Origin of the sequence: Mucilaginibacter frigoritolerans (genome assembly GCF_007830615.1) — a bacterium.
Taxonomy (GTDB): domain Bacteria; phylum Bacteroidota; class Bacteroidia; order Sphingobacteriales; family Sphingobacteriaceae; genus Mucilaginibacter; species Mucilaginibacter frigoritolerans.
On the sequence record NZ_VLLI01000003.1, the window covers coordinates 271,192 to 295,928 of the forward strand.

Sequence of the window (24,737 nt, forward strand, 5' to 3'; positions counted from 1 at the left end):
CATGTTTGATTATCCTTTTACCGGGTTTCATTTCCTGGTGGTATTTGAAATATTTCCGCAGGTGCCTAATGATTTTCGTTTTCAGGAAGTTACAGGCTTAAGTGTAAACGTAAATCTGGATACTTATCCCGAAGGTGGAGAAAACCGTTTTGTACATCGCCTGCCGGGAAGAAACACCTATACCGACCTGGTTTTAAAACGAGGTATGACACTGGTATCAGGAGTAACAGCATGGTGTCTGGATAGTATTGAAAACTTCAATTATCAGCCAACAAATATGCTGATATCACTTTTAAATGAGGATCATTTGCCGGTATCATCATGGTACGTAACTAATGCTATTCCCATTAAATATGAACTGTCGGGTTTAAATGCCGAACAAAGTCAGATCGTGATTGAATCAATTACGTTGCGCTATGAATATTACAAAACGCTTAACCTTTCGGCAGCTGTTGGGGCGGCAGTGGGGGCCGTAGCCGGTTTGCTTGGTGGTGGCAGTGCAACTGCAAGCGCCAGTATAAGCGTACCTTAAAACAGAGATCAACCATTTTTAACAACACACCATGCCAGTAGAAATACGTGAAATACAGATTACTGCCGCCGTTCAGGATTCGGGGGGTGGCAAGTCATCAGGGAATGCTTCGGCTTCACCAAGGGGCGGTAATGAAGACATGATTGCCAAATGTGTTGAACAGGTACTTGAAATTTTAAAAGAACAAAAAGAACGCTGATGGACTCCGGACAACTATTAAAGATGCAGATAGTGGCTTATGATGATGCCGCTTTTCAAACACCATCGGGAGATTCCTATGAGGTATTGATCAACCCTGAATCATATGCGTTGACCTATGCTTCAGAAATCAATCAGCAAAGTGCACAGGGTTCAAGTGAAAGCGTGTCATCATTCAACAAACGTTCGCCGCAGTCGCTCACTTTTAAATTTTTATTCGATGGTACGGGTGTAATTCAACGGGGTGGCGGAGGTCTGTTATCGGGCCTTGCCGTACCAGGCCTGCCTGCCAATAAACCCGATGTAATGACAGATTACGAAAGCTTCAAAGCTGTAGTTTATCAATACGGGAGTGATACACACCAGCCGCGCTTTGTTCAGTTACAATGGGGGCCATTGTTATACAATTGCCAGGTAACCAGCATGACGATTACCTTCAAACTGTTCAATCCTGACGGTACGCCACTGAGAGCCGAAGCACAATGCACCTTTCAGAGTGTAATAGACCCGACCAAACTGGCAGCCATTGAAAACCGGCAATCGCCGGATCTGACGCATGTACGAACAGTAAAAGATGGCGATACACTGCCCTTGATGTGCTACCGCGAATATGGCGACAGCAAATATTATTACCAGGTGGCCCAATTTAACGGCCTTACCGATTTTAAAAAGTTACAATCCGGAACAAAAGTCATTTTACCACCAATAGCTAAATAATATGCCACTTAGTCAAACACTTCCCGGAACACAGAGTACCGACCTCGTAACCTTTACCATTAAAGTAAATGGCACCGCGTTGAGTACAACCTACCAGGTGGTGTCCATGAATTTCATCAACGAAATGAACCGCATACCCATGGCTAAGCTGGTAATTTATGATGGCGATGTGGCTAAACAGGATTTTCCGGTGAGTGATGAAGCTACCCTGGTGCCCGGCGCAACTATAGAGGTTACGGTAGGGTATCACTCTGATGAGTCCACCATTTTTAATGGTATAATACTAAGGCATAGCTTAAAAGCCCGCAATAACAGCTCGCCGGTATTGATTCTGGACTGCCGGGACAATGCCGTAAAAATGACCGTGGCCCGCAAAAACAAATATTTTTATAATATGAAGGATAGCGATGCCGCACAACAAATTATTGGCACCTATTCTTTAGACTGCGATATTGAAGATACCAGTGCCACGCTGGAATCTATTGTTCAGTACGACAGTACCGATTGGGATTTTGTGCTATCGCGGATGGAAGCCAACGGCAAGTTATGTTCCATAAGCAATGGAAAAATCACTGCAAAAAAGCCTGATTTTACTACTGCAACCGTATTAGATGTAGTATTTGGCGCCACTATGCTGGAGTTTGATGCCGACCTTGATGCACGCAACCAATACCAAAGCCTGGTGGCCAAAACATGGGATTATACCAACCAGGCCATAGCCACCGCCAATGCTGCAGAGCCAGGTTTCACAGAAAACGGTAATATATCCAGCAGTGATTTGGGCAGCGTCCTCAGCATTGCCGAGTATGACCTGTATTCGGGTGGCGACGTAACTACCGATGAGTTACAAAACCTGGCCGACTCAAGGCTATTGAAGGCTCGCATGTCGCGTTGCCGTGGCAGAGTGAAGTTCAGGGGATATGGCGGTGAGCTGAGTCCGGGAGATATGATTAATATCGGCGGTGTGGGCGATCGTTTTAACGGAGCGGTATTCGTTTCTGGTGTACGACATGAAGTTGTGAATGGAAACTGGACAACCGACGTTCAGTTCGGGCTTTCAAACGAATTATTCGCCAAACAACCCGATTTTAATTCTTCATCTGCGGTAGATATGCTTCCAGCAATACAAGGGCTTCAGATAGGCATCGTAACCGATCTGGAAAGTGATCCCGACAGCCAGGATCGTGTAAAAGTGCGGCTTCCTATAATTGACCCAAACGAAGACGGTATTTGGGGACGTATTGCATCCCTGGACGCAGGTAATAACCGTGGCATGTTTTTCCGTCCGGAAATTAATGATGAGGTAATTGTTGGGTTTCTGAATAATGACCCACGTCGCCCGGTTATTTTGGGCATGCTGAATAGCAGTAATAAGCCTGCTCCCTTAAAAGCATCCAATCAGAACGACGAAAAGGGATATACTTCCCGCAGCGGCATGACCATGATTTTTAATGATTCGGAGAAATCATTAAAAATCACCACCCCTGCCGGAAAAAAAGTAACTATCAGCGAGCAGGACGGGGTGATGAGCATGGAAGATGAAAATGGGAACAGCTTTTCTATGGATTCATCAGCCATTACCATGAAGAGTGCGGGTGATATCAAATTAACGGCAACCGGCGATTTAACTGTTTCGGCAGCCAATGTTTCTATCAGCCCTTCATCAAGTTTTGCGGTAAGCTCGGGTGGTGCATCAATAAATGCCGGAAGCGGCAGTGCTTCCATCTCAGCACCTTCCGTAAAGGTAGAAGGCTCAGGTACCGCCACCTTAAAAGGCGGAATTGTAATGATTAATTAAAACAAAAAAGATATGCCATTTGCAGCAAGAGCATCAGATATGCATGTATGCCCAATGTTTACCGGACCGGTTCCGCATGTAGGTGGGCCGATATTACCGCCGGGGGCCCCTACAGTAATGATAGGTGGCTTGCCCGCTGCACGTGTGGGTGATATGTGTACTTGTGTGGGGCCGCCGGATGTAATTGCCATAGGCTCATCAACCGTATTAATAGGCGGTATGCCCGCTGCCCGCATGGGCGATGTAACGGCCCACGGAGGGTCAATAATATTAGGATGTCCAACAGTAATGATAGGAGGTTAATATGTCTGATTTTTTAGGAACAGGATGGGGTTTCCCACCAACTTTCGACTATAATAACAATACCGTTATAATGACGAGTGACGAGGTTGATATTCAGCTGAGCCTGCAAATTCTGCTGGCCACCCGCAGGGGCGAAAGGGTAATGGTACCAGGCTACGGCTGCAATTTGGACGAGATGGTTTTTGAGCCGATAACAACAACCTTTAAAACTTATATAAGCGAAATGATTAAAACGGCAATACTCTATTACGAACCGCGTATTGATTTAAACTCCGTTTCGATAGACGACAGCCAGGTTACAAGCGGCTTCATTATTATCTCGCTTACCTATACCGTTCGCACCACCAATTCAAGGTTCAATTTTGTATATCCTTACTATTTAAATGAAGGAACAGAAATACAGTAATGGCAAACAATTGTTTAGACACCGGCTTATTTTTATACGATGGAACCAGTCAGGCACAACGTTCACTGGATGTTTTGCTGGCTGCTTGCCCACAGGTAGACGAACGTACCACGGCTGACCTTATCCTGTTTGCAAAAAAATATGGCGCATACTTAAATTATTTCGATCTGACCAATACTGCTACAGGCGATTGGCAGAACCTGCTCGGGAGCGACAGCGTCGTTATAATAGCCTCCATTGCAGATTGGACCACTACTGACTATGCCAACTTTGTAAAGACTACAATAGATAATGCCATAGGAGCCAAAAATGAAAAAGATGCCCAACAAAACTTTAAGGTGCTGTTTGATTTTGCTTTTTCACTGGCCTCCGGTATATTAAATGGATATAGCAAACTACCTCCCGCATCGGACTATGCAACGTTTCTGAATGTTGCTATTACATCAGGTATCGTTACTCCGTTAAATACATTATTGGGCTATTATAATTATTTCTCAGCCAATCCGGCTTCATTTGCCCTTGTTGACAATACGCTAACCAACAATAACAATACGCCAACATTTACCTACCCGGTACTACCGGTGGATGTATTGGTTTTTGCACAAAATTTTGCTGTGCCGCCCATCATTCCGCCATTTAACATTCAAACAACAAACTCCGCCAGCAATATTACATTCGGCGCGGTTACCGATATACAGACCAACATAAATCATGTTTTAACGCACAACCTGTTCACCGGCGTTTATCAGACATTTATTGATGCTATTGTGAATATTGTGGCTCAAACGCCAGCATATCTGCAAAAAGAACTTGCAGACTCGCCTTCGCATGCACCACATTATGCCCTGTATCTTACTTTTTTAGAGCTTTTTAATTACGCGCAGCAGCATTTAAACCAATACACCAAAAACCATCTCGACTTTTATTACAAAGAGGTTCTTCAGCTGAGCAATAACGCTGCTCAACCCGACTTGGTAAATCTGGTTTTTACGCTTCAAAAAAATATAACCCAGCACTTAATTCCTGCCGGAACATCATTCAGCGCAGGTAAGGATGCCAACAGCAATAATATTTTTTATGCTACCACTGGCAATGTGGTTTTACAAACAGCAAGCGTACAATTATTGCGGTCGCTGTTTTTAAATAAAGGCATTAGCCCGGCAACGCTGTTTGCATCGCCAGTAGCCAATTCTGCGGATGGACGGGGAGCAAAACTTTTAAGTACTGACGGTTCATGGTTCCCTTTCGGCGATCCGCAGCAAAACTTAAATGATGCAACGCTTGGTTTTGCTATTTCAAGCAATGTGCTCTATTTAAATGAAGGTAACCGCACCGTTACCATTACCTTTAATTGCAGCAGCTTAAACAACATAGCCCAAACCGACCTGGCAGGCATATTTAACCTGCAGTTTACTGGCAAAAGCGGCTGGTACACAGCTACAGATTACACAGCTAGCCTGGTTAGCAGCAGTTCATTTTCGCTATCGGTAACCCTTGCAGGCGATGCTCCTGCTATTATCCCCTACTCATCAAAATTGCACAGCGGCAATTTTACTGTAGCGCTGCCAATGGTACAGGTTATACTCAACAGCTACACATCGTACCAAACCATCAAAGCGTTAAATATTGAAACTATTACCGTTGCGGTAAGTGTTGATGCCGTTAAGAACCTGATACTTCAAAACAACGATGGTAAAATAGACACATCTAAACCATTTAAGGTATTTGGCGATTTTCCGGATAGCGGCTCATCATTTATTATAGGGAGTAAAGAAGTCTTCCAAAAAGAGCTCACTTCCTTAACCGTTAATTTTGAGTGGCAACAAAAACCTTCAACAGACACCACTGTGTTAATTAATACACTGGCAAAGGGAAGCTGGCAAAGCGTCAATTCAGCTGCATCTGTTAGCTTGTATGCATCCGATATCACATTAACCACGCCCGTTACCTCTGTCTCAAAAAGAATAGCTACTATGAAGGGGGCCTCATTCGGCCTAACACTGGATCCGACACTTCTAGAGCGCTCAGGAAGCCTTTTAACAGATTATACAGAAACCCCAGAAGATATTGCGGCCCAAGATTATATGGTAACCGGTCCGGAATATGTAATGGGTACAGAATACACCCTCGGGTCTGAATCTGCGATGGGCTCGGCATACTTTACAGATCCGGCCTATTTGAAGAACTCCGGATATACTATCGACCCCGGATATGCAGCTGCTGACCCTTCTTTATCATCAGTAACTACTACGGGGCTTAATATTATCGTGCAATCGCCCGCAGATTTTACAGCCAGCGTGGCTTACGATGCAACCTCTATTGACGGATATATTGAACTGGAACTGAATGTTACTGAATATAACCTCAGCTCTTTTTTAAACAGCATCCCACAACCATCAGTTACCGTAAACTACGACACTACTGATACAACGAAAGTTATCGGCTATACCGTCAATAAAACTAACACGCCGGTTGCAACGCCGCCTGCGCTACAAGCGGTGTACCTTTCATACAGTGCCGAAGATAATTTACTTTTTACCAATACCAGTGCCGCATTCAACACACGTACCAACTACTATTACCAGATTGAGCCTTTCGGCTACCGCGAAATGCATCCGTTTATAACTACCGATGCGCCGCTAACCGTTTTACCGATATTTAATTTAGATGACGGAAGCGCTAACGATAATGGTGGCGAACTATGGATAGGGCTTGCTAATGCATTGAACAATGAAACTTTTTCGGTATTGTTTCAGGTATCTGACGGCAGCTCCAATCCATTAAAGGCTATGACCGAGGTAGATTGGTATTATATGAGCGCCAATAACTGGGTTAAGTTTAATTCACAGTCGGTAACGGATGGTACAAGTAATCTGGTCAACTCCGGGCTCATCGTCTTTAACGTACCCGGCGATGCAACTTTGAATAATACCCTTGCCGACAGCAATTACCTTTGGATAAAAGGCGTGGTAGCACATGATACCGATGCAGTATGCAATTTAATAGCCATTGATGCCAATGCGGCCCAGGCACAATTTGTACAGGTACCGGCAAGCAATATCGCCTTTACAAATCCTATACCGCCCAACACCATAAGCAAACCAGCGGTAGCTGATAGCGCGCTAAAACAAACACAGCAGCCATACAACTCATACGGTGGTCTTCCGGCCGAAACCGATAGTCAGTTTTATATACGCGTAAGCGAACGTTTGCGCCATAAGCACCGCGCCATTACCGGTTGGGATTATGAGCGGCTTACCCTGCAGTACTTTCCGCAAATTTTTAAAGTAAAATGCCTTAGTCATACTGGTTTTATTACTGATGATATTACCGGGCAGCTAGACTATTCAGAAACACTGGCCGGACAGGTAACCGTAATTACCATCCCTGATCTTACCAAGCTAAGTATGGCCAATATACTAAGGCCCTACACCAGCATTGGCCTGCTTACCAATATACAAGCTTATCTGCAAAAACTTACTTCGCCATTTGTAACACTCAATGTGTGCAACCCTTTGTTTGAGGAAGTACAATTTGATTTTTCGGTAACTTTTAAAGAAGGCTATGATGTAACCTATTACACCAACCAGCTTAACCTGGCCATTGAGCAGTTTTTAACGCCGTGGGCCAACGGAAACCCGCAGAATATTGATTTTGGCACAAGTCTGCAAAAATCAGTAGTGCTCAATTTTGTTGAGGAACAGGTTTATGTTGATTATGTAACCTGCTTTAAAATGAACCAGTTTGTGCGCAACGGATCAGTGGTTGAGCAGGCATTTTATAACATTGAAGAAGCCGATCCAACAACGGCCCGTTCCATCATGGTGTCGTATTACGACGCGCCAACTAATACCAGACATTTGATCAGTTCACCCGCTAATTGTGATTGCTAATGAATGAGTTAACCATATCCAAAACCCCGGCATTAACCAACGACCAGGACTACGCCTTTCTTTTACAAGCAGGGCTAACCTATATTGAGCAACTGGGTAGCGATACCTGGACCGATTATAACGAACATGACCCGGGTGTTACCATACTGGAAGCGCTATGTTATGCCATTACTGAGCTGGGCTACCGCTCGGGTTTGCCAGTACAGGATTTACTGACAGAGCAGAATGGCACCATTTCTTCATCACAAACATTATACACAGCCAAAACTATTTTAACACAAGCACCTTTAAATATTGACGATTACAGAAAGTTGCTGATTGATATAATTGGCGTACATAATGCCTGGCTATTGCCAGAGAGCCATTACGTTTTAAATGACCGTAACAAAACCACCGGGGAGGTAGCCATTTTTGCCGACTGTACCACTGATAGCTTAGTTTATACTAACACCCCACATGCGATTTATTTGTCGGGGCTGTACCGGGTATTGCTTGATTTAGATAATGACGACCAGCTTGGCGACCTTAATAATGGCGAATTGCAGGTATTAAACCCTGGCAATAGCTCATTCGCAAGCGGCGCAGTTAGTTTAACTGTTGCCTTCCCCGCCTGGAATGACAGCAGCGTTAATACACTGCTTGGTGCCGATCTTACCTCAGTTAGTAACATAAGCACAACCTTTGCATCAGGAGCCGATCTTACTATCACCATTAATTTTGCTTACTTAAGTGGTGGCCAAAATACTACCATCGCGCTAACAGGCACAGTATCTGTCGATTTGCAGCCTGCAGGCAAAACACTTGCCAATACTGATATAGAGCAATTCTTTGATACTGCATTTACAGCGCAGGTGATTAACCTTTATCTGCTTAAAATACAAAAGACAAATTCTATTGTTCAAATAGCCACAGCCACACTTAATCAAAACCGGAACCTTTGCGAAGATTTTGTAAGCATAACCACTATCACTGATGAGGAGATAGCTATCTGCTGCGACATTGACGTAACGCCGTCGGCCGATATGGAGCAGATACAGGCGCAGGTATTTTATGCCATTGAAGAATATTTTGATCCCTCGGTTAATTTTTATCTGCTAAGTGACATGCAGGCAAAAGATTATACCACCGATGAGATTTTTGAAGGCCCTGCTTTGCAACATGGCTTTATTGACACCACTGAACTGGAACAAACGCAGCTGCGGGAGGAGATTTACGCTTCCGAAATCATCAGCCTTATCATGAATATTGATGGGGTACTGGCGGCCCGTAATTTCAGAATGACCAAGTACGACGCTCAGGATAACCCCATAAGCACCGAAACCGGAAAACAGTGGTGCATGCCCATAAGCTCCGGTTGTAAACCTGTACTGGCCGATACGAAATCAAAAATACTGTTTTACAAAAATCAGTTTCCTTACACCGCCTCCTTGGCCGATGTAAGAAGCATTTTACAGTGGATGAATGCCATTAAGGCCAAAAATAAGCTTGCCGGGCATACAGATGACATTCCTGTGCCCGGCGGAACCTATTATCCACTGGACAGCTATACTTCTGTTCAGGACTTGCTCCCGGCAACATATGGTATCGGCAATGCCGGCTTACCGGTAAACTCAACTAATCAAAGAATGGGGCAGGCCAATCAGTTAAGGGCCTATATGTTACTATATGATCAGTTGCTGGCCGATTTCTTCTCCCAATTAAAAAATGCTAAGGAACTGTTTTCCACTGATACAACTGTACAGACCTATTACGCTCAGTTTTTGGGCGAAATAAAGGATGTGTTACCTGTTTACAAAGCCATTAGCCCAGGCAACATCATTAACGAGTTGGTGATGACAGCGCAGGACGCTACCGTTACCCCTCCCAACCCATGGCAGGCGCTGTATGAAACCAACGAAGTTTTCCTTGATCGCCGGAACCGGTTTCTTGATCATTTAATGAGCCGCTTTGCCGAGTCGTTTAACCAGTACGTTTTGTTGATGTATTCGCTGGATTATACCACCCAGCAGGAATCGGGTATTGACCCTTCGGATTTAATAAAAAGCAAAATCCAATTTTTACAAAACTATCCAGGCGTAAGCTACCAGCGGGGCCAGGCGTATAACTATTGTCCGCTAAAAACTGACCTTTCTGTAGATACATCTCAACTATGGGATACCGGTAATGTTTCAGGCGCCGAAAAAAAACTGAGCAGTCTGGGCGGATTCAGCAATTTTTACCGCAGGTTTTTGTATTGCATAGGCACCTCAACCATTATTACCACCAATGATACCCCGGCAAAGTATCAGTTTCAATTTAGCGATGGACAGGGAAACACGCTAACGTCCATCACTACCTATGCAACACAGGATGATTTAAATGCAGCATTGCCCGCCTTTATGGATCAGGTATTAAGTGGCGAATATTACAATATAACCCAAACCGGCAGCAATTGGAATATTTATGTTACCGACACCCTTGGCAATAATTTAGCTATAAGCAATAACTTCCTATCGCAAGACATTGCCAATACGGTATTGACGCAATTTATTACCCAATTTAGTAATGAGTGCGATGCGGAAGGTATGCATCTTATTGAACATATTTTGCTGCGGCCACGCAATAACACCTTTGCTCTTGCGCCGGTTTGCCTTGATGCCAATTGCAATTTCTGCGGCGAACAGGACCCCTATTCTTTCAGGATATCGGTAGTGTTGCCTTACTGGCCCGCACATTTTCAAAGCATGGCTTTCAGAAGTTATTTCGAAGACATTATCAGACAGGAGTTGCCTGCACATACCATTGTTAAAATATGCTGGGTGGGCGATGCCATGATGTATGATTTTGAAAATAAATATAAAACATGGATTACCACGCTGGCCACTTATAAAGCCAACCCGGTAACCGCAAACCTTACCAGCCTGCAAACAGTAAATGATAGTTTATTAGCTACCCTGTTTACGCTTTACAGCCAATACCCGGTAGCTACCCTGCATGATTGTGCCGAGAGTGTAAACACCAACCCTGTAATGCTGGGAAAAACCATTTTAGGATCTTTAAATAATTGACATATGGCAAATCCATTTGAATACATCGTATTTGAACCAGACCAGGTGCTCACCAATGACCACCTTAACGAAACCTTTAATTACCTTGATCAGCAAGACCGCTGGACAAGAAATAAGTTAATAGGTATTGGCATTGTTTGCGGGCTCGATATTGTACTCAATACGGGCATCATTCAAGTAAATAAAGGCTGCGGCATAACATCGCAAGGGTACTTGATTACCCTGGATACGATGCAGTATACCTACTATATTCCGTATGCTGCAGTTGATATGCCGCTCGATTTGCCGTTTACCTATACCGGCAATCTGCCTTTTTACAAACCTTTTTGCGCTGGCAAAAATGTATGGCAGTTACTCACAGATGACGATTTCAATGCGCTGGAAAGTGATAAACAGGCCACAGCAGTAACCATATCATCGGCCACAAGCTTTTTAACCGATTATGCAGTGGTGCTTTTCCTGGAAGCTGCCGAAACAGAGCTCAAAAACTGCAACATGCTCGATTGTAATAACAGCGGATCGACCATGGTATTTACGGTACGCCCTTTATTGGTTGCCATTAGCGATTTACCGGGTACCTTAGCAAGAGTCAGCATTCCGCTGTTAGATTTAAGGCTGCTAAAGCCTAACCAGTTGAGCTTAAAAAGGTACAACGTACCTTATGCCGATTTAAATAACAGCAACGATGTACTCAACGCATTTGCCAGCCTGGTTGATGATGCTACGCTTACTGCTGTAGCCAATGCCTATACAAGTTGTTTTCAGCAATATGGCAATATGGTAAAGGCTACTACCAATCCGTTTGCGAACCTATTGGTTAATTTACAAAGTGCGCGCAGCAGCATACAAAGCAGCAATCCGGTTTTCATCCAGTATCTGTATGATTTTGTTGATGATTTGATAAAGGCCTACAACGAATTTAACACCCAGGCATCAGCCATTATGGGTACCTGCTGCCCTGATGAAAATTTGTTTCCGCTGCACCTGGTTTTAGGCAGCGCCTCGCAAGCCACCAACGCCTTTACAAAAGATAGTTACCGCAATTATTTTATCTACTCGGCATTATTTTCAAAAATGGGCGAAGACGTTGCTGATGCGGCGTTGCTATTTAACCGCATGGTGATAATGGTTAACTATTTTACCGTACAGACACAGGCTTTGCAAACGCAGGCAACTATCACTATAACACCAAGCAAGTTTGAATATGCTTTGCTATCTGAACGTGCCATACCCTATTATTACAAGATTAATGTAAACGGTTCTGAACTGTATAAATATTGGAACTATTATAAAACCGTTAATAACAATGCCGCCCGCAATCTCAGCTACAATTCGAGCCTTTACAGCAGTGATCCAACCGTTACCCAACCATTGTTGTACGATATTGAGTGCTTTAATTTTTTCAGGGTAGAAGGGCACATCGGTCAAAACTATAATACCGTTTTAACCAACATCTTAAATCAACAATCCCAATATAATTTACCGTTTGATGTGGTAGCCGTTTCTGCCGATCAACTGCAACCGAATGCTTCCTTGCCACAATGCAGCATGAATGATCTGGATACGGATTACCAGTTACTACTAAGCGAAGCAGCTTGTAAAATACACACTGTATTTTGTTTTATAACCAAGTTGCCTTATGTAGTAGCCGCAAATACAACTGCCCAAAATACAGGTTCATTCACCACGGCCCGCTCTTACCTGTACGAAATACCGCAAACGGCAAACCTCAACTACAGCGCCTTTAAGCTGGAACCGGCGACCATTAATATAGCTGCAAGCCAAACCCTCACACCTACTTACCAAAAGGGTAATTTTATGCGTACTTATTGCCCTGCTGTGGCAAGTACCATTGGAAGTGCTTACCTGGCTGCGTTAGATAGCACGGGCGTGTTTACCAATCCGGTGCAAATTGATTCCAGCAACTCGTTAACTACAGTTTACTATTATTTATTTGCTTTTGTTGATGCTGTGGAAGAGCTCATGTTTGCATTGCAAACCAATACCCTTGCAGAGATTGACATAAATGGCTTTAATACCATTTACCAAACTTACCTGGCCGATACCTTATACGCCATGGGCATATTGATGGAACTTACCGAAAACATAGCATCAAACAATACTACGGCCGCCAATGCACAATATGTTACCCTTGCCGAAGACACCGAACTAGATCTTTTAGTTGACGAATTAGGGCTTCTTACCAGTTTGTGTTTGGAAGAACGCCTGCAGGTTCTGGTAACAGCATATACCAACAGGCTAACACAGTATGAGCAACAACTCAATTTTTTAAACCACTTTAAAAATCATCCGGGGCTGGAGCACAAAGCAGGCGTGCCCAAAGGCGGCACCTTGGTGTTGGTTTACCACACCGGCACTGAAAGAGTAATTACCGACACCGCAACAACGGCAGCAACAGCCGCGGCAACAACTACCGCCACGCCGCAGGCAACCAACCAGATACTTATTAAGCAAAGCACTGACGTTAGCGCCGCCCAGGTAAATATTGCAGCAACTACTGCCGACAGCTTAAGCACTGCAACAACCGCCGATACCACCTCTGCGCTTGACCCTAGTACATTAAACCTGATCAGTAGTTATGTTAATAGTGCTACTGATATTACTGCAGCTACCAGGCAAACCATATTAGGTATTCTCCAAAACGTTCCAACACGGCGTCCGCCCGGGTATTCAATTCCTAACGGAGCCGTAATAGCCGATTTTTATATCCCTTATTTATGCTGTTCAGACTGCCCGCCCGTTGCTTATGTGCTCACCAATACTGTTACACCTGTTAAGCCTACAATAACAATGGGAACAACCTTTTGTGATAACGATACTACTGCCGAACCAATAACAGTTTCGGCACCGGGAGGAACATTTAATACCGTAGCAGGCCTCGATCCGGTTAAACTAACCTTTACGCCGGCCACCGCAAAGGCGGGTGTTTATAAAATCACCTATACTTTAAACGGCGTGGCCTCTAACCCCGTTACGGTTACAGTATTGGCAACACCGGTAAGCACCTTTAGCTTTAAGGCAAGTTTTAGTACGGTTAACAGCGTAAATATTTTAACCGCAGTGTTTACTCCGGATGCTAGTGGCATTGGGTACACTTATAGCTGGAGTTTTGGCACCGGTTTTTCAGAAACGGCTTCGTCTCTTCAATCACCTCAGCTAACTGTACAGGTTGATCCGAATGGTGGGCAAACTCAAACCTTTGCAACACTTACGGTTTCAAACGGACAATGCGCCCTGGCATCGGTTACCCAAACACTATACATTTCGCCCAACGGGCTCAGTGAAACTCCAATTGGGTCAGGAAGCATTTTATCCGGCATAAAAAATATATTCACCAAAAAAGGATAGCTATTAACTGATTGAAGATGCAAAAGCATTTAGTTCACCGGCAAAAAGTAACACTTCAAATCCCAGGAAAGGATGATGCATTTGCTTTGCAGTCAATGGTGAGCTATTTGCTTCAGAACGAACTAAAAACGAAGCTGGAATCAGCACTCGACAGTGTGTTTCCTCCGGGTAAAGTAGTTCGTATTGACACTCTGCAACTGGATTTAGGCGAGATTAATCCGCAAAATTTTGAACATGAATTTAAAACCAGGTTTGTTAGTGCACTTACTGAAAGTCTGTCTGCCAAAAAAGAGAGCATCAATAATTCTTCGGGCGATGAATCGATACAGAGCGTTGCACAGTCATCCGTTAATGCGCTAGTATTTTTTCTCGAAAAAGGTTATCTGCCCTGGTATTCGTCAGTCCAGAAAATGGCCAACTGGGAGGCAGACCTTCTACAAAATCTTACCAAAAATGAATACCGTTTTTTAGCTGAATGGTTAAAAAACAACCCAAATGCAACAAGTATTGACCGCCTTGTTTTGCAATTTTCTGATCGCCTCATCACAGAAGTATTGCTAAATATAGCCTCCTCGGCTAGTGATAACTGGGAGCCAATGTTTGCAGATTATGTTTTTATATTGAATATTTTCAATGCTGACAAAACCGTTTTATCCTCCAGAAAAGAACAAAAATCGCACAAGCAAAAGGCACAGACAGATAGTGAAGATCGATATTTTGATTCAAATGGGGTAGTACTTCGTAACAAAATCTGGCAGTTTGCATTTGAGGTTTTATTAAACAAACAGCATAGCGAATATTCATTTAAAATTTTAAAACTATTAACTGACCATTTCAGAATTACCAGTAAACCAATTGGCGCTGCTAAAGAAAAAAAGATACTGACAGGTATTAAAACTTACGCAGTTAAAAATGCTTTTAAACAGTTGGTTTTGTTTTTTAAATCGAATGGCAATACTATCAACATAAAAACCAAAGTAAACGGTGAAGATGAGGAGACAATAGCTAAAGATATTAAGCAAACAATCGAAGGCAGCCAGGGGACAAGCGATACTTCCAGAAAGAAAAAAGGTAAAAATAAATCCGGAATAATAAATACAGATGGGGATAGCATTGATAGAAATGATTCGCAAAGTAATCAGGACAAAAACTATAACAAACAGGAAACCATTTTGGATAATGAGACCAAGCCTCAAAGCAAGGAAGAGCTCCTTAAAAAAAGAAATAAAAACTCAGACCTGAATGAAAAAGATATCATTAGCATTAATAATTGCGGCACGGTAATATTAAATCCTTTCATTAAAATATATTTTGAAAGGCTGGCATTAATGGAAAATAACAAATTCATTAATGAAGAAGCACGTGCAAGAGCCGTGATGCTGCTTTATTACCTGGCTACAGGTATGACCGAAGCTGCTGAATTTGACCTGGCACTTCAAAAAATATTATGCGAGCATCCTTTGGAGCAGCCACTGGTAACAAACATCAAACTAAGCACTAAAGAGAAAAGACAGTCGAATGATTTGCTAAAAAATGTGCTCAGTTATTGGGAACCATTAAAAACCAGCTCTATAGGTGGTTTCCGCGAAGCTTTTTTACAACGCAATGGTAACCTCGAATTAAAAGAAAACGGCTGGTTGCTAAAGGTTGAACAAAAAACGATTGACATTTTATTGGGTAAACTCCCATGGGGATTTTCAACCATCCGCCACCCCTGGATGGAAAGTATATTAAGTGTTGACTGGTATTAAACCGAGATATTATGGAAACAGCTACTCTTAAACACAGTAATGACAATAAGCAAAAAAGCAATCCGGTTAATGGAGGTTCTTTTTTTAAACCTGTAATACAAACAAAACTCACTATTAACGAGCCAGGGGATCATTACGAACGGGAAGCTGATCATATGGCCGATAAGGTTATGCGGATGACTGATAACTCAGTTAGTATCACTACTTTTTTTAAACCGGCAGATAAAAATTTACAACGCAAATGCCAGGCCTGCGAGGAGGAAGATAAACATGTACGCCGTAAGGAAAATAGTGCGGGTGAAACAGGAAATAGTGGCGGACTGGACAGTTATGTGAGCTCATTAAGTTCATCAGGGCAACAAATGTCTGAAAGCAGCAGGAAGTTTTTTGAACCCAGATTCGGTTATGATTTCTCGAACGTAAAACTCCACACTGACACTGTTGCCGCAAAGTCTGCACAATCTATCAATGCATTGGCCTATACCACTGGCAATAATATTGTTTTTAATAGTGGGCAGTATTCGCCCGAGAGCGAGAGTGGAAAGAAATTAATGGCTCATGAGTTGACACATGTGGTGCAACAGGGCAGCAATATACAACGGCTTATAAGAACACCCTACCCGTGGCAGGGAGTAGTTACTCCGGCTTCAGGCGCGAGGATAAGAAGCTCTACCGACTCATCAAATCCATCCAACATTTTGGCTAGTGTTGCAAAAGGTGCTACTTTAAAGGTTATAGCCAATAGCGGCGACTGGTTGCAAGTGGATACTACTGTTAGTGGATTGGCAATAAAAGGGTATATATTAAATACGCTTGTTGATGATGCGACCGCTGCCAATATGGAAAAAACCGTGGGCACTACCATGGTTTGGGACCAATCTTTTCCTGGCTCAGGAACTGATTTTGAATCGTGGGCATCGGCACCTAAAGAAGCGCCGTTCCCTGCAATTTGGCCAGGTACCGTAATGAATTGCTGGGAAGCTGTTTTAATGTCGGCCTTTAAATCAGGTTCAATTAACTGGACTTGGATCCATAATTTATATGTGAATATACCAATGAATCAATGGGCTGATAAAATGTCAAGAGGAGCAAAGAAAACGTACTCACTTATGGGACCAAACCTTCCGGTTCAACGCGGCGATATAGTATTCTTTAATGGTACATCGCATGTGGCACTGGCTACTGGAAGCGGATCAGATGTTTATACTTTTTGGCCACCTCCAAATACATCGTTTACTGCTAATGGTACGTCAGATAAAGTTAAGGTATACAGCATTGAAGCTTTGGCAAACTGGATGACAGCCAATTTTCATAGTACGCCAGTAGTAGAATTTTCGGCACCCAGTTGGTAATATTACATAGATGGAATACATTGAAAAAATGGATAAACTTATAATAATAGTTAAAGCATCATTTGCCGGCCTTATCGGGTATGGTTCTGTATACCAATGTCAGGTATTAAAAACAGTAAAAGGAAATATTAACGAAAGTAATATTACGATTACCATATTACAGAACGATACCGTTAACCAATCATTTTTGTCAAGTCATACCGGTTTACAATTCGAAATGGGATTAAAAATCAAGGCACATAATGAACCGTATAATTTAATGCCGATAAGCGGTTTTGTTGATGATAATAAAACATCATGGGAAATTGAGTATTTGAAGGATCATTAAAATTCAGAAAAAGTTGGAAGCTAAAACACTATCCGGATCAATTTCATCTGAAGCGAAAGTTAAATCGTCTTCAGGATTCTTTTTCCAACCCAAACTCACCATAAACCAGCCCAATGACATTTATGAACAGGAGGCTGATCATATGGCTGACAAGGTTATGCGCATGGCTGATCCATCTGCCAACCAAAATACCTTTTTTAAACCGGCTGTAAATCATGTACAGCGTAAATGCCAGGCTTGCGAAGAAGAAGATAAACATGTACATCGTAAGGAGAATAATACAGGTGAATCGGGGAGCAGTACCGGGTTGGACAGTTATGTAAGTTCATTAAGTTCATCGGGACAATCAATGTCTGCAACCAGCAGGCAGTTCTTTGAACCTCGGTTCGGGCACGACTTTTCAAACGTAAAAATCCATACGGATAGCGTAGCCGCAAAATCTGCTCAATCCATCAATGCCCTTGCCTATACAACAGGTAACAATATTGTTTTTAACAGCGGGCAATATGCCCCGGATAGCAACAGTGGTAAAAAACTCATGGCGCATGAGCTAACCCATGTAATACAGCAAAGCAACGGAGATAAAACCATTAGAAGATTCGGGTCAGATGAGCACCGGCGAATGGGTGACACAGCTGTTGGCGGTAATGTGCTGGTAACCGCCTACGGTTCATTCAGTTTTGGCGAGATGATTGCTATGGCAGGCGATTATTTTGAAAGCCTTGAACAAATAGCGTCACTTGCAGAAAGCAGAATCCCGTCAGATAAAGAGCAGATAGATTACGTATTGTGGAAGGTAAACTCAACCAGGCCACAGCCAAATGTAAGTCAAACGGCTATTGATGCTGTAAACGAACGATATAATCGGTTGGCTGCGCGTAACGAGTCGCATTTTTCCACAGGTAGCTCGCCAGGAAACAGCAATCGCGAACGTTACATAGCCGGTCACACTCAGGCAATACAAGATGCTTATATGGAAGGCTTTAATCCTTTGGTAGTTAGGCGATGGACCTGGGAGGCAAGGGAAGCATTTGCCCAGCACTATCTTACCGATGCCTTTTCTGCCGGACACGTCAGAACACAACGTGGAAGCATCCAGAGTTACTGGAATGGCATGTTCCCTAATTTTACAGATAATATGATTACCATGATAAGCTGCTATATGGCTAGCCATATTAATGAAAGGGACGCCATTGGCAACATTGTTACAGTAGATTATCTAACAGGCGAAATAGCACCTGTAGTTAGAGCCATGGGCGGTAGTACGCTTACATCATTTTCAATAGGCGACTTAATATCAAAAGTTTTGCACGATGCAGATAATGCAGGTTTGGATGTAGTAAGCCCACGCGGCCCTGCGGGAACCGCAACCGGAACACCTTTTAAGTGGCGGGCAGTTGGCGACGATCATCTTTTTGCTCCTGCGGGCGCAACAGCCAGCACAGCCCAACAGCAAACTCAACAAATGATGAGCGAGGCCATGAGGCTAAGCCATGAGGAGGGGGCGCAAGCCCGCACTGCCGGGACTTCGTCCGACGGAGCTACGCGGACACGATTGCTTAATCAGGCAAACTTCAGAGCGTTATCATTATTACCAGCGGAGGATACTACTTCAACAACCAACCCGATATATGCGTGGCGGGCTGCGAGCTTGCCGGCCCTTCCAACAAATATACAGGCATTAATTACTGCTGCATTTGCACCCGGTGCAGGTGTACGAAGCGGACTTGATGCCTTATCGGCACCTTGTATAACCTCCAGAATGGGATTTGATATGCATACCGGTGATGCCTTTACCTGTTTCAAGAGAAAGCTATTAGGAAATGTTTGGGGCACTATTTTAGAGATAGCTGCGGGTACGCTTTGCCCACCAGGCCAGAATGATTTTTGTCCAACACTTAGAAATCCTTGCCCTTAAAACGATGAATGCATTTAAATTAAAAACCACGGATAATCGGGCTGCTATTTCAGAACAAAACAGTGGTCGGGCAGCTTTTTTTGGGTCTATATCCGGCATAAGCCAACCTAATGATGTTCATGAACGCGAAGCAGATCACATGGCTGATAAGGTTATGCGTATGTCAGATCCGTCAACGAATCAAACCGCATTTTTTAAACCTGCCAATAACCATGTGCAACGGAAGTGCCAGGCTTGTGAAGAAGAGAAAAAACATGTACACAGAAAGGAGAGCGGCAATGGCGAGGCACAGGGAAGCCACGAACTGGATAGCTATGTAAACTCGCTGGGGAGTTCAGGAAAATCCATGTCACAAAGCAGCCTGCAATTCTTTGAGCAGCGATTTGGACACGATTTTTCAAATGTCAGAGTTCACACCGATTCTGTTGCGGCAAAATCGGCACAATCCATCAATGCTTTGGCTTATACTACCGGCAGCAATATAGTTTTTAATTCAGGGCAATATGCCCCCAATTCGGATACAGGAAAAAGGCTGATGGCACATGAGCTTACGCACGTAATACAGCAAGGAGGAAGCGCAAAAACAAAAATTCAAAAAGCTGATAAACCAGCACCAGCATGTGCCTTGGTATCGGCAGTACCTTCGGCCGAGCGGTTTACTTTTGTAGTTAATACTGTTAATTTTAATGAGGGTGAAGAAGACCGGTTAAAAACAAAAATTGGCACCATAGATGCCGCTACTCCTATTGATGTATTAGGAATGGCCAGCGCCGAAGGGCCTGAAGCAAATAATGTTTCTCTTTCATGCAACAGGGCACATAAAGTAGCGGATATTATAAGGGGGGCGGGGCATACAGTGGGCCTGGAAAACGCTACCGGCGGATACCCGGGCACAGCCAATATTGGCGATTACCGCTCCGTAGCACTTAACTACCACACGCCCAACAAACCGCCGCCACCACCGCCAGCATGTAGTGCAACACCACTGCCTGCGCCGGCACCAGGAGCTAGTGGAACTCCTTTGTTAATAAACCCGCATATTCCAAGCGGTTCGTTGTGCCGCGGAGCCTGTGGCGTTAATTGCCCTGATACCTGCACCCATGAAGCTGACCAGGTGATTTGTTTACCTGATTCAACAGGGACCTGCCACTTTACATATACCTATACTGGCGTGCTGAGCTGCGGTTCACATGCAGGTTGCAGAACTCATGATGATTGCTATGACGCATGCGAAGCAGCTGGCGACACTTTAGGCTTTTGCCATCGCGGGTGCGATTTGGACTGTAAAAGCCATTATGATTTAAGCACCTGCGTTGGTTGGGCACAGGGCAATGGGCCATTTGACATGAGGCTCCGTTTTTCAAACCCTCCTACTGTTTCAGCAGCAATACCAGGCCCATGTCCTCCATAAACAAATAACAAATTCGCAATTAAAAAAAACTTGAATACGTATCAACATATCGCCAACAATCAAAAGTCTAAAGATATTTCAGGCTCCAGGCCTCTATTTTTTCAGCCCAAACTTACCATCAATCAGCCAAATGATGTTTATGAACAGGAGGCTGATCATATGGCTGATAAGGTAATGCGCATGGCTGATCCATCTTTCAATCAAAATGCATTTTTTAAACCGGCAATCGGCCATGTGCAGCGGAAATGCCAGGCCTGCGAAGAAGAGGAAAAGCACGTGCATCGTAAGGAAGAAAACGGGGCCCGGGTACATGGCAGCAGCGAACTGGATAGTTATATAAATTCGTTAGGCTCGTCGGGGCAGCAAATGTCGCAAACCAGTAGGCAGTTTTTTGAACCGAGATTTAGTCATGATTTTTCAAATGTAAAAATCCATACAGATTCCGTTGCTGCTAAATCGGCACAGTCCATTAATGCGTTGGCCTATACAACAGGTAACAATATAGTTTTTAACTCCGGTCAATACTCGCCCGAAAGCGATAGTGGCAAAAAACTAATGGCGCATGAACTAACACATGTAATTCAGCAAAAATCAGCAGGTGATAAAATACAACGCATGGCTCCTTGTCCGGCAAGTTTAGCTGATGATGCACCTGTTCCGCCTGGTTTTCATCTTTATCCGGGCCCAACTGCAGTATTTCATTGTGGATTCAGAACTATTCTGGAAACCCGTGCTCCGACCCGTGATGACCCCATGAATGAATGCGTTTATGATCATTCGGGAGTTTTGGTAACCGACACACATCCTTTTAGGGGTTGCAAAGGCACACCCGATCAGTATGATTCGAGTAAAGGTGGTCTTGATTGGCTGGCTCACGGCACAATTGATTCAGGCGGAGTGGTAAGGGAGGGTGTTCCGGCCTTCTTAACCTCAAGAATATATGATATGAGTAACGCAATTGCCCAGGGAATTGCAGCACTCAATACCGCACAAGACACACTCCGCGGAATTTCAAATGCCATAGGAAATGCTTTGCTTGTATCGATATTAACGGCAAGGGTTATTTGTGATCCTGCCAACTGGACTTATAATGGAATACCTACCAGAACAAGGGCACACTTAAGTGTAATAGGTGGAATAATTTCATCCATAGCCTTAAGTGGTAGTATTAACACTCTTTTTGTAAATCTTACAAGGCCCTTAAATAGCTATCCAATTCCGCAATTACTTACAGAGATGGCTGCTGACATCAACTCGGCACTACAGGCCCAGGGAGGAAGTGTATCAATCACAGCAGCTAACATTGGTAGCTTATCCTTATATCAATTTATAGAGTGGTTGCATCAACAAACCTTAATTAATTATAACAGGCCGCCTGAACAGGTTGCAGCTGAAGATGCACAACGTATGTTACAACCACAGCCACAGCCCCCAACTCAGCCTTAAAATAAGACAAAATCAAATCAACAAGTGCAAAAGATTAATTATATAACCACATGATAAAATTTAAAAGTTAGGCCCATAAAATAACCATGTTAAAAAATATAGAAACATATATTCAGTCTTTTGCTGATTTTTTAAGAGCTGTTATCCAAAAAGATTATAGTTCAGAATGGGATTTGGGACCTGCTGCCAGTTCAATAGCAGCAGATTTCCATCAATATAACATTATGCTTAATCCTCAGGAAAGCCTTATTTTCCTGATTGCTTACCTGCCACATATTTATCCTAATTTTTATGATGAAGTAATTAAAGAAGCCATGCCACAGGGAGGCGATTTCCCCGAAATTGGCGGCGTTAGAGGTACTAACCATCGGGGACTATTACCTACCGGCGAAACAGCGCAGTTTATTTTAGCCGGCAATAATTTAAACAACAGGCTTATTATTAAGCAACTACTAAAAGACGGCACCTTGGTTAAAGAATTTATCCTCTCGCTGGAATCGGTTAAAGATGGTGAACCTGAAATGAGCGGAAGATTAATACTTAACCGGGAATGGATCAACAGACTCGTAACCGGCACCGAAACCGCGCCCAAATTCGGTCCCGATTTTCCCGCTAAAAAAATATCTACAGAAATGACCTGGGATGATCTGGTGCTGAACTATCATACCCAAAATCAATTAAATGATATTATGGTTTGGGTAAAACACAATGATACGCTGATGCAGGATGTAAACATGAAGCGTAAAATAAAACCTGGTTATAAAGCGCTTTTCCATGGCCCATCCGGAACGGGTAAAACGCTTACGGCCTCATTGCTGGGCAGGCATCTGGGGAAGGATGTATACCGGGTTGATCTTTCGCAGGTGGTGAGTAAATACATCGGCGAAACAGAAAAGAACCTCGAAAGCATTTTTATTAAAGCTGAAAAGAAAAACTGGATCTTATTTTTTGATGAGGCCGATGCCTTATTTAGCAAACGTACAAATGTACAAAGCTCGCACGACCGGTATGCCAACCAGGAAGTAAGCTACCTGTTGCAGCGTGTTGAAGATTATAATGGACTGGTTATACTGGCATCAAACTTAAAAAGCAATATGGACGATGCTTTTTTAAGGCGATTTCAGGCAGTGGTTCATTTTTCAATTCCAAACCCTGATGAACGCCTTAAACTATGGGAAAAAGCGATACCGGCCTCTTATAGCTTAGAACCTGGCATTGATTTAAAAGCCATTGCTGCCAAGTATGAGCTAAGCGGCGCGTCTATCCTCAACATTATTCACTATGCGGCCCTGCAGGCCATTTCAAAAAGCGATCAATACATCCGCCTAAATGATATTATTGAAGCGATGAGAAAAGAATACAGAAAAGAAGAACGGACAATGAATTAACCGATTTAAAACAATTAGCCAGGGAGGGCCATACCGATGTCATTAGCTCAGTTTTACATTTACTCGCCATTGGATTTTCAAAAATATGTGATGAACTCACATTTTTCGCGGCAAATAACAGTGATCCAGAACCACCATACCTGGAGCCCCGGCTACCGGGATGTAACACCTAACAATGGTGAAATGTACTGGCTGGAAGCGATGAGAAACTTCCATATTAAAGACAGGGGCTGGAGCGACATCGGACAAAACATCACCACTTTTCCATCGGGCAATATTGGTTTGTGCAGGCCCATCGATATTACGCCTGCCGGTATTTTCGGGGCCAATCATGGTGCTATCTGTATCGAAAACCTGGGTAATTTTGATACCAGAGGCGATTATATGACTCCATCGCACAGGGCCTCCATCGTATTTTTAAATGCCCTGTTTTGTATAAAGTTTAGCCTTGAACTGAATAAGGAGCAAATAGTTTACCACCATTGGTTTAATAGAACAGGCAAGCGGTTCAGCGATGATAAGATCAACAACAACCAGGTAGGTGATGAGCAAAAAACTTGTCCCGGAACAGCTTTTTTCGGTACCAATACTATTACTTCTGCCGAGGCTAATTTTTATCCGCTCATCCAAAATAAAATAACGGAGCTAAAGGGGCAGGTCCAGCCATCAACCTTAATCAAAAAAGTTAAAGCTGATGTGTTGAATGTGCGCGGCGGCCCCGGTTTAAACTTCCCGGTTTTACACACCCTTACTAACGGTACTGAGGTAACTATCTATACGGTATTTAACGGATGGAGTAAAATAAGCAGCACTGCTGATGAATGGGTTTTCAGCACACTACTATCATAAAAAATTAAAAACATTACACCGAACCTTTAAA

Annotated in this window: 17 protein-coding genes; all 17 read left to right on the top strand. The window is 43.4% G+C overall.

Translation table 11 applies throughout. The annotated features are described in order from the left end of the window. Position 1 precedes the first annotated feature (1 nt). The 17 genes from JN11_RS07010 to JN11_RS07085 all read left to right on the top strand — a co-directional run bounded on the left by JN11_RS07010 (position 2) and on the right by JN11_RS07085 (position 24,706). The gene (locus JN11_RS07010) at positions 2-532 is read left to right on the top strand and encodes a phage tail protein (protein WP_144911063.1); all 531 of its coding nucleotides are present in this window, start codon (positions 2-4) and stop codon (positions 530-532) included. Positions 533-563: 31 nt separating this feature from the next. Then, positions 564-731 (top strand): DUF5908 family protein, encoded by a 168-nt coding sequence (locus JN11_RS24400; RefSeq protein ID WP_170227706.1) that lies wholly within the window; start codon positions 564-566, stop codon positions 729-731. Continuing rightward, entirely contained in the window at positions 731-1,447 is a 717-nt protein-coding gene (locus JN11_RS07015) for a CIS tube protein (RefSeq protein ID WP_144911065.1), read from the top strand. The genes JN11_RS24400 and JN11_RS07015 overlap by 1 nt, the downstream gene beginning before the upstream one ends. 1 nt (position 1,448) lies before the next feature. Continuing rightward, positions 1,449-3,245 carry a type VI secretion system tip protein VgrG gene (gene vgrG / locus JN11_RS07020; RefSeq protein ID WP_144911067.1) on the top strand — a complete coding sequence of 599 codons (1,797 nt, stop codon included), beginning with the start codon at positions 1,449-1,451 and terminating at the stop codon, positions 3,243-3,245. Between the two features lie 12 nt (positions 3,246-3,257). Then, positions 3,258-3,548, top strand: a complete 291-nt coding sequence (locus JN11_RS07025) for a PAAR domain-containing protein (RefSeq protein WP_144911069.1) — start codon at positions 3,258-3,260, stop codon at positions 3,546-3,548. A gap of 1 nt (position 3,549) precedes the next feature. Continuing rightward, positions 3,550-3,954, top strand: a complete 405-nt coding sequence (locus tag JN11_RS07030; protein ID WP_144911071.1) for a GPW/gp25 family protein — start codon at positions 3,550-3,552, stop codon at positions 3,952-3,954. After that, entirely contained in the window at positions 3,954-7,847 is a 3,894-nt protein-coding gene (locus JN11_RS07035; protein ID WP_144911073.1) for a baseplate J/gp47 family protein, read from the top strand. Before JN11_RS07030 ends, JN11_RS07035 begins: the two co-directional genes overlap by 1 nt. After that, positions 7,847-10,894 carry a hypothetical protein gene (locus JN11_RS07040; protein ID WP_144911075.1) on the top strand — a complete coding sequence of 1,016 codons (3,048 nt, stop codon included), beginning with the start codon at positions 7,847-7,849 and terminating at the stop codon, positions 10,892-10,894. The genes JN11_RS07035 and JN11_RS07040 overlap by 1 nt, the downstream gene beginning before the upstream one ends. A gap of 3 nt (positions 10,895-10,897) precedes the next feature. Further along, positions 10,898-14,263 (top strand): hypothetical protein, encoded by a 3,366-nt coding sequence (locus JN11_RS07045; RefSeq protein ID WP_144911077.1) that lies wholly within the window; start codon positions 10,898-10,900, stop codon positions 14,261-14,263. Between the two features lie 17 nt (positions 14,264-14,280). Next, entirely contained in the window at positions 14,281-16,014 is a 1,734-nt protein-coding gene (locus JN11_RS07050; protein WP_144911079.1) for a contractile injection system tape measure protein, read from the top strand. Positions 16,015-16,025: 11 nt separating this feature from the next. Next, positions 16,026-17,366 (top strand): eCIS core domain-containing protein, encoded by a 1,341-nt coding sequence (locus JN11_RS07055; RefSeq protein WP_144911082.1) that lies wholly within the window; start codon positions 16,026-16,028, stop codon positions 17,364-17,366. Between the two features lie 28 nt (positions 17,367-17,394). Beyond that, positions 17,395-17,694, top strand: coding sequence for a hypothetical protein (locus JN11_RS07060; protein ID WP_144911084.1), 300 nt, complete (start codon positions 17,395-17,397; stop codon positions 17,692-17,694). A 13-nt stretch (positions 17,695-17,707) separates the two neighbouring features. Beyond that, entirely contained in the window at positions 17,708-19,612 is a 1,905-nt protein-coding gene (locus JN11_RS07065; protein ID WP_211360688.1) for an eCIS core domain-containing protein, read from the top strand. Between the two features lie 4 nt (positions 19,613-19,616). After that, complete coding sequence (locus tag JN11_RS07070) at positions 19,617-21,023, top strand: eCIS core domain-containing protein (protein ID WP_211360690.1); 1,407 nt, start codon at positions 19,617-19,619, stop codon at positions 21,021-21,023. A gap of 30 nt (positions 21,024-21,053) precedes the next feature. Next, positions 21,054-22,469: an eCIS core domain-containing protein gene (locus JN11_RS07075; protein WP_144911088.1), complete on the top strand. Its 1,416-nt coding sequence runs from the start codon at positions 21,054-21,056 to the stop codon at positions 22,467-22,469. Positions 22,470-22,555: 86 nt separating this feature from the next. Further along, positions 22,556-23,857, top strand: a complete 1,302-nt coding sequence (locus JN11_RS07080) for an ATP-binding protein (RefSeq protein ID WP_144911090.1) — start codon at positions 22,556-22,558, stop codon at positions 23,855-23,857. 36 nt (positions 23,858-23,893) lie between these two features. Further along, positions 23,894-24,706 (top strand): SH3 domain-containing protein, encoded by an 813-nt coding sequence (locus tag JN11_RS07085; protein ID WP_144911092.1) that lies wholly within the window; start codon positions 23,894-23,896, stop codon positions 24,704-24,706. Positions 24,707-24,737 lie beyond the last annotated feature (31 nt).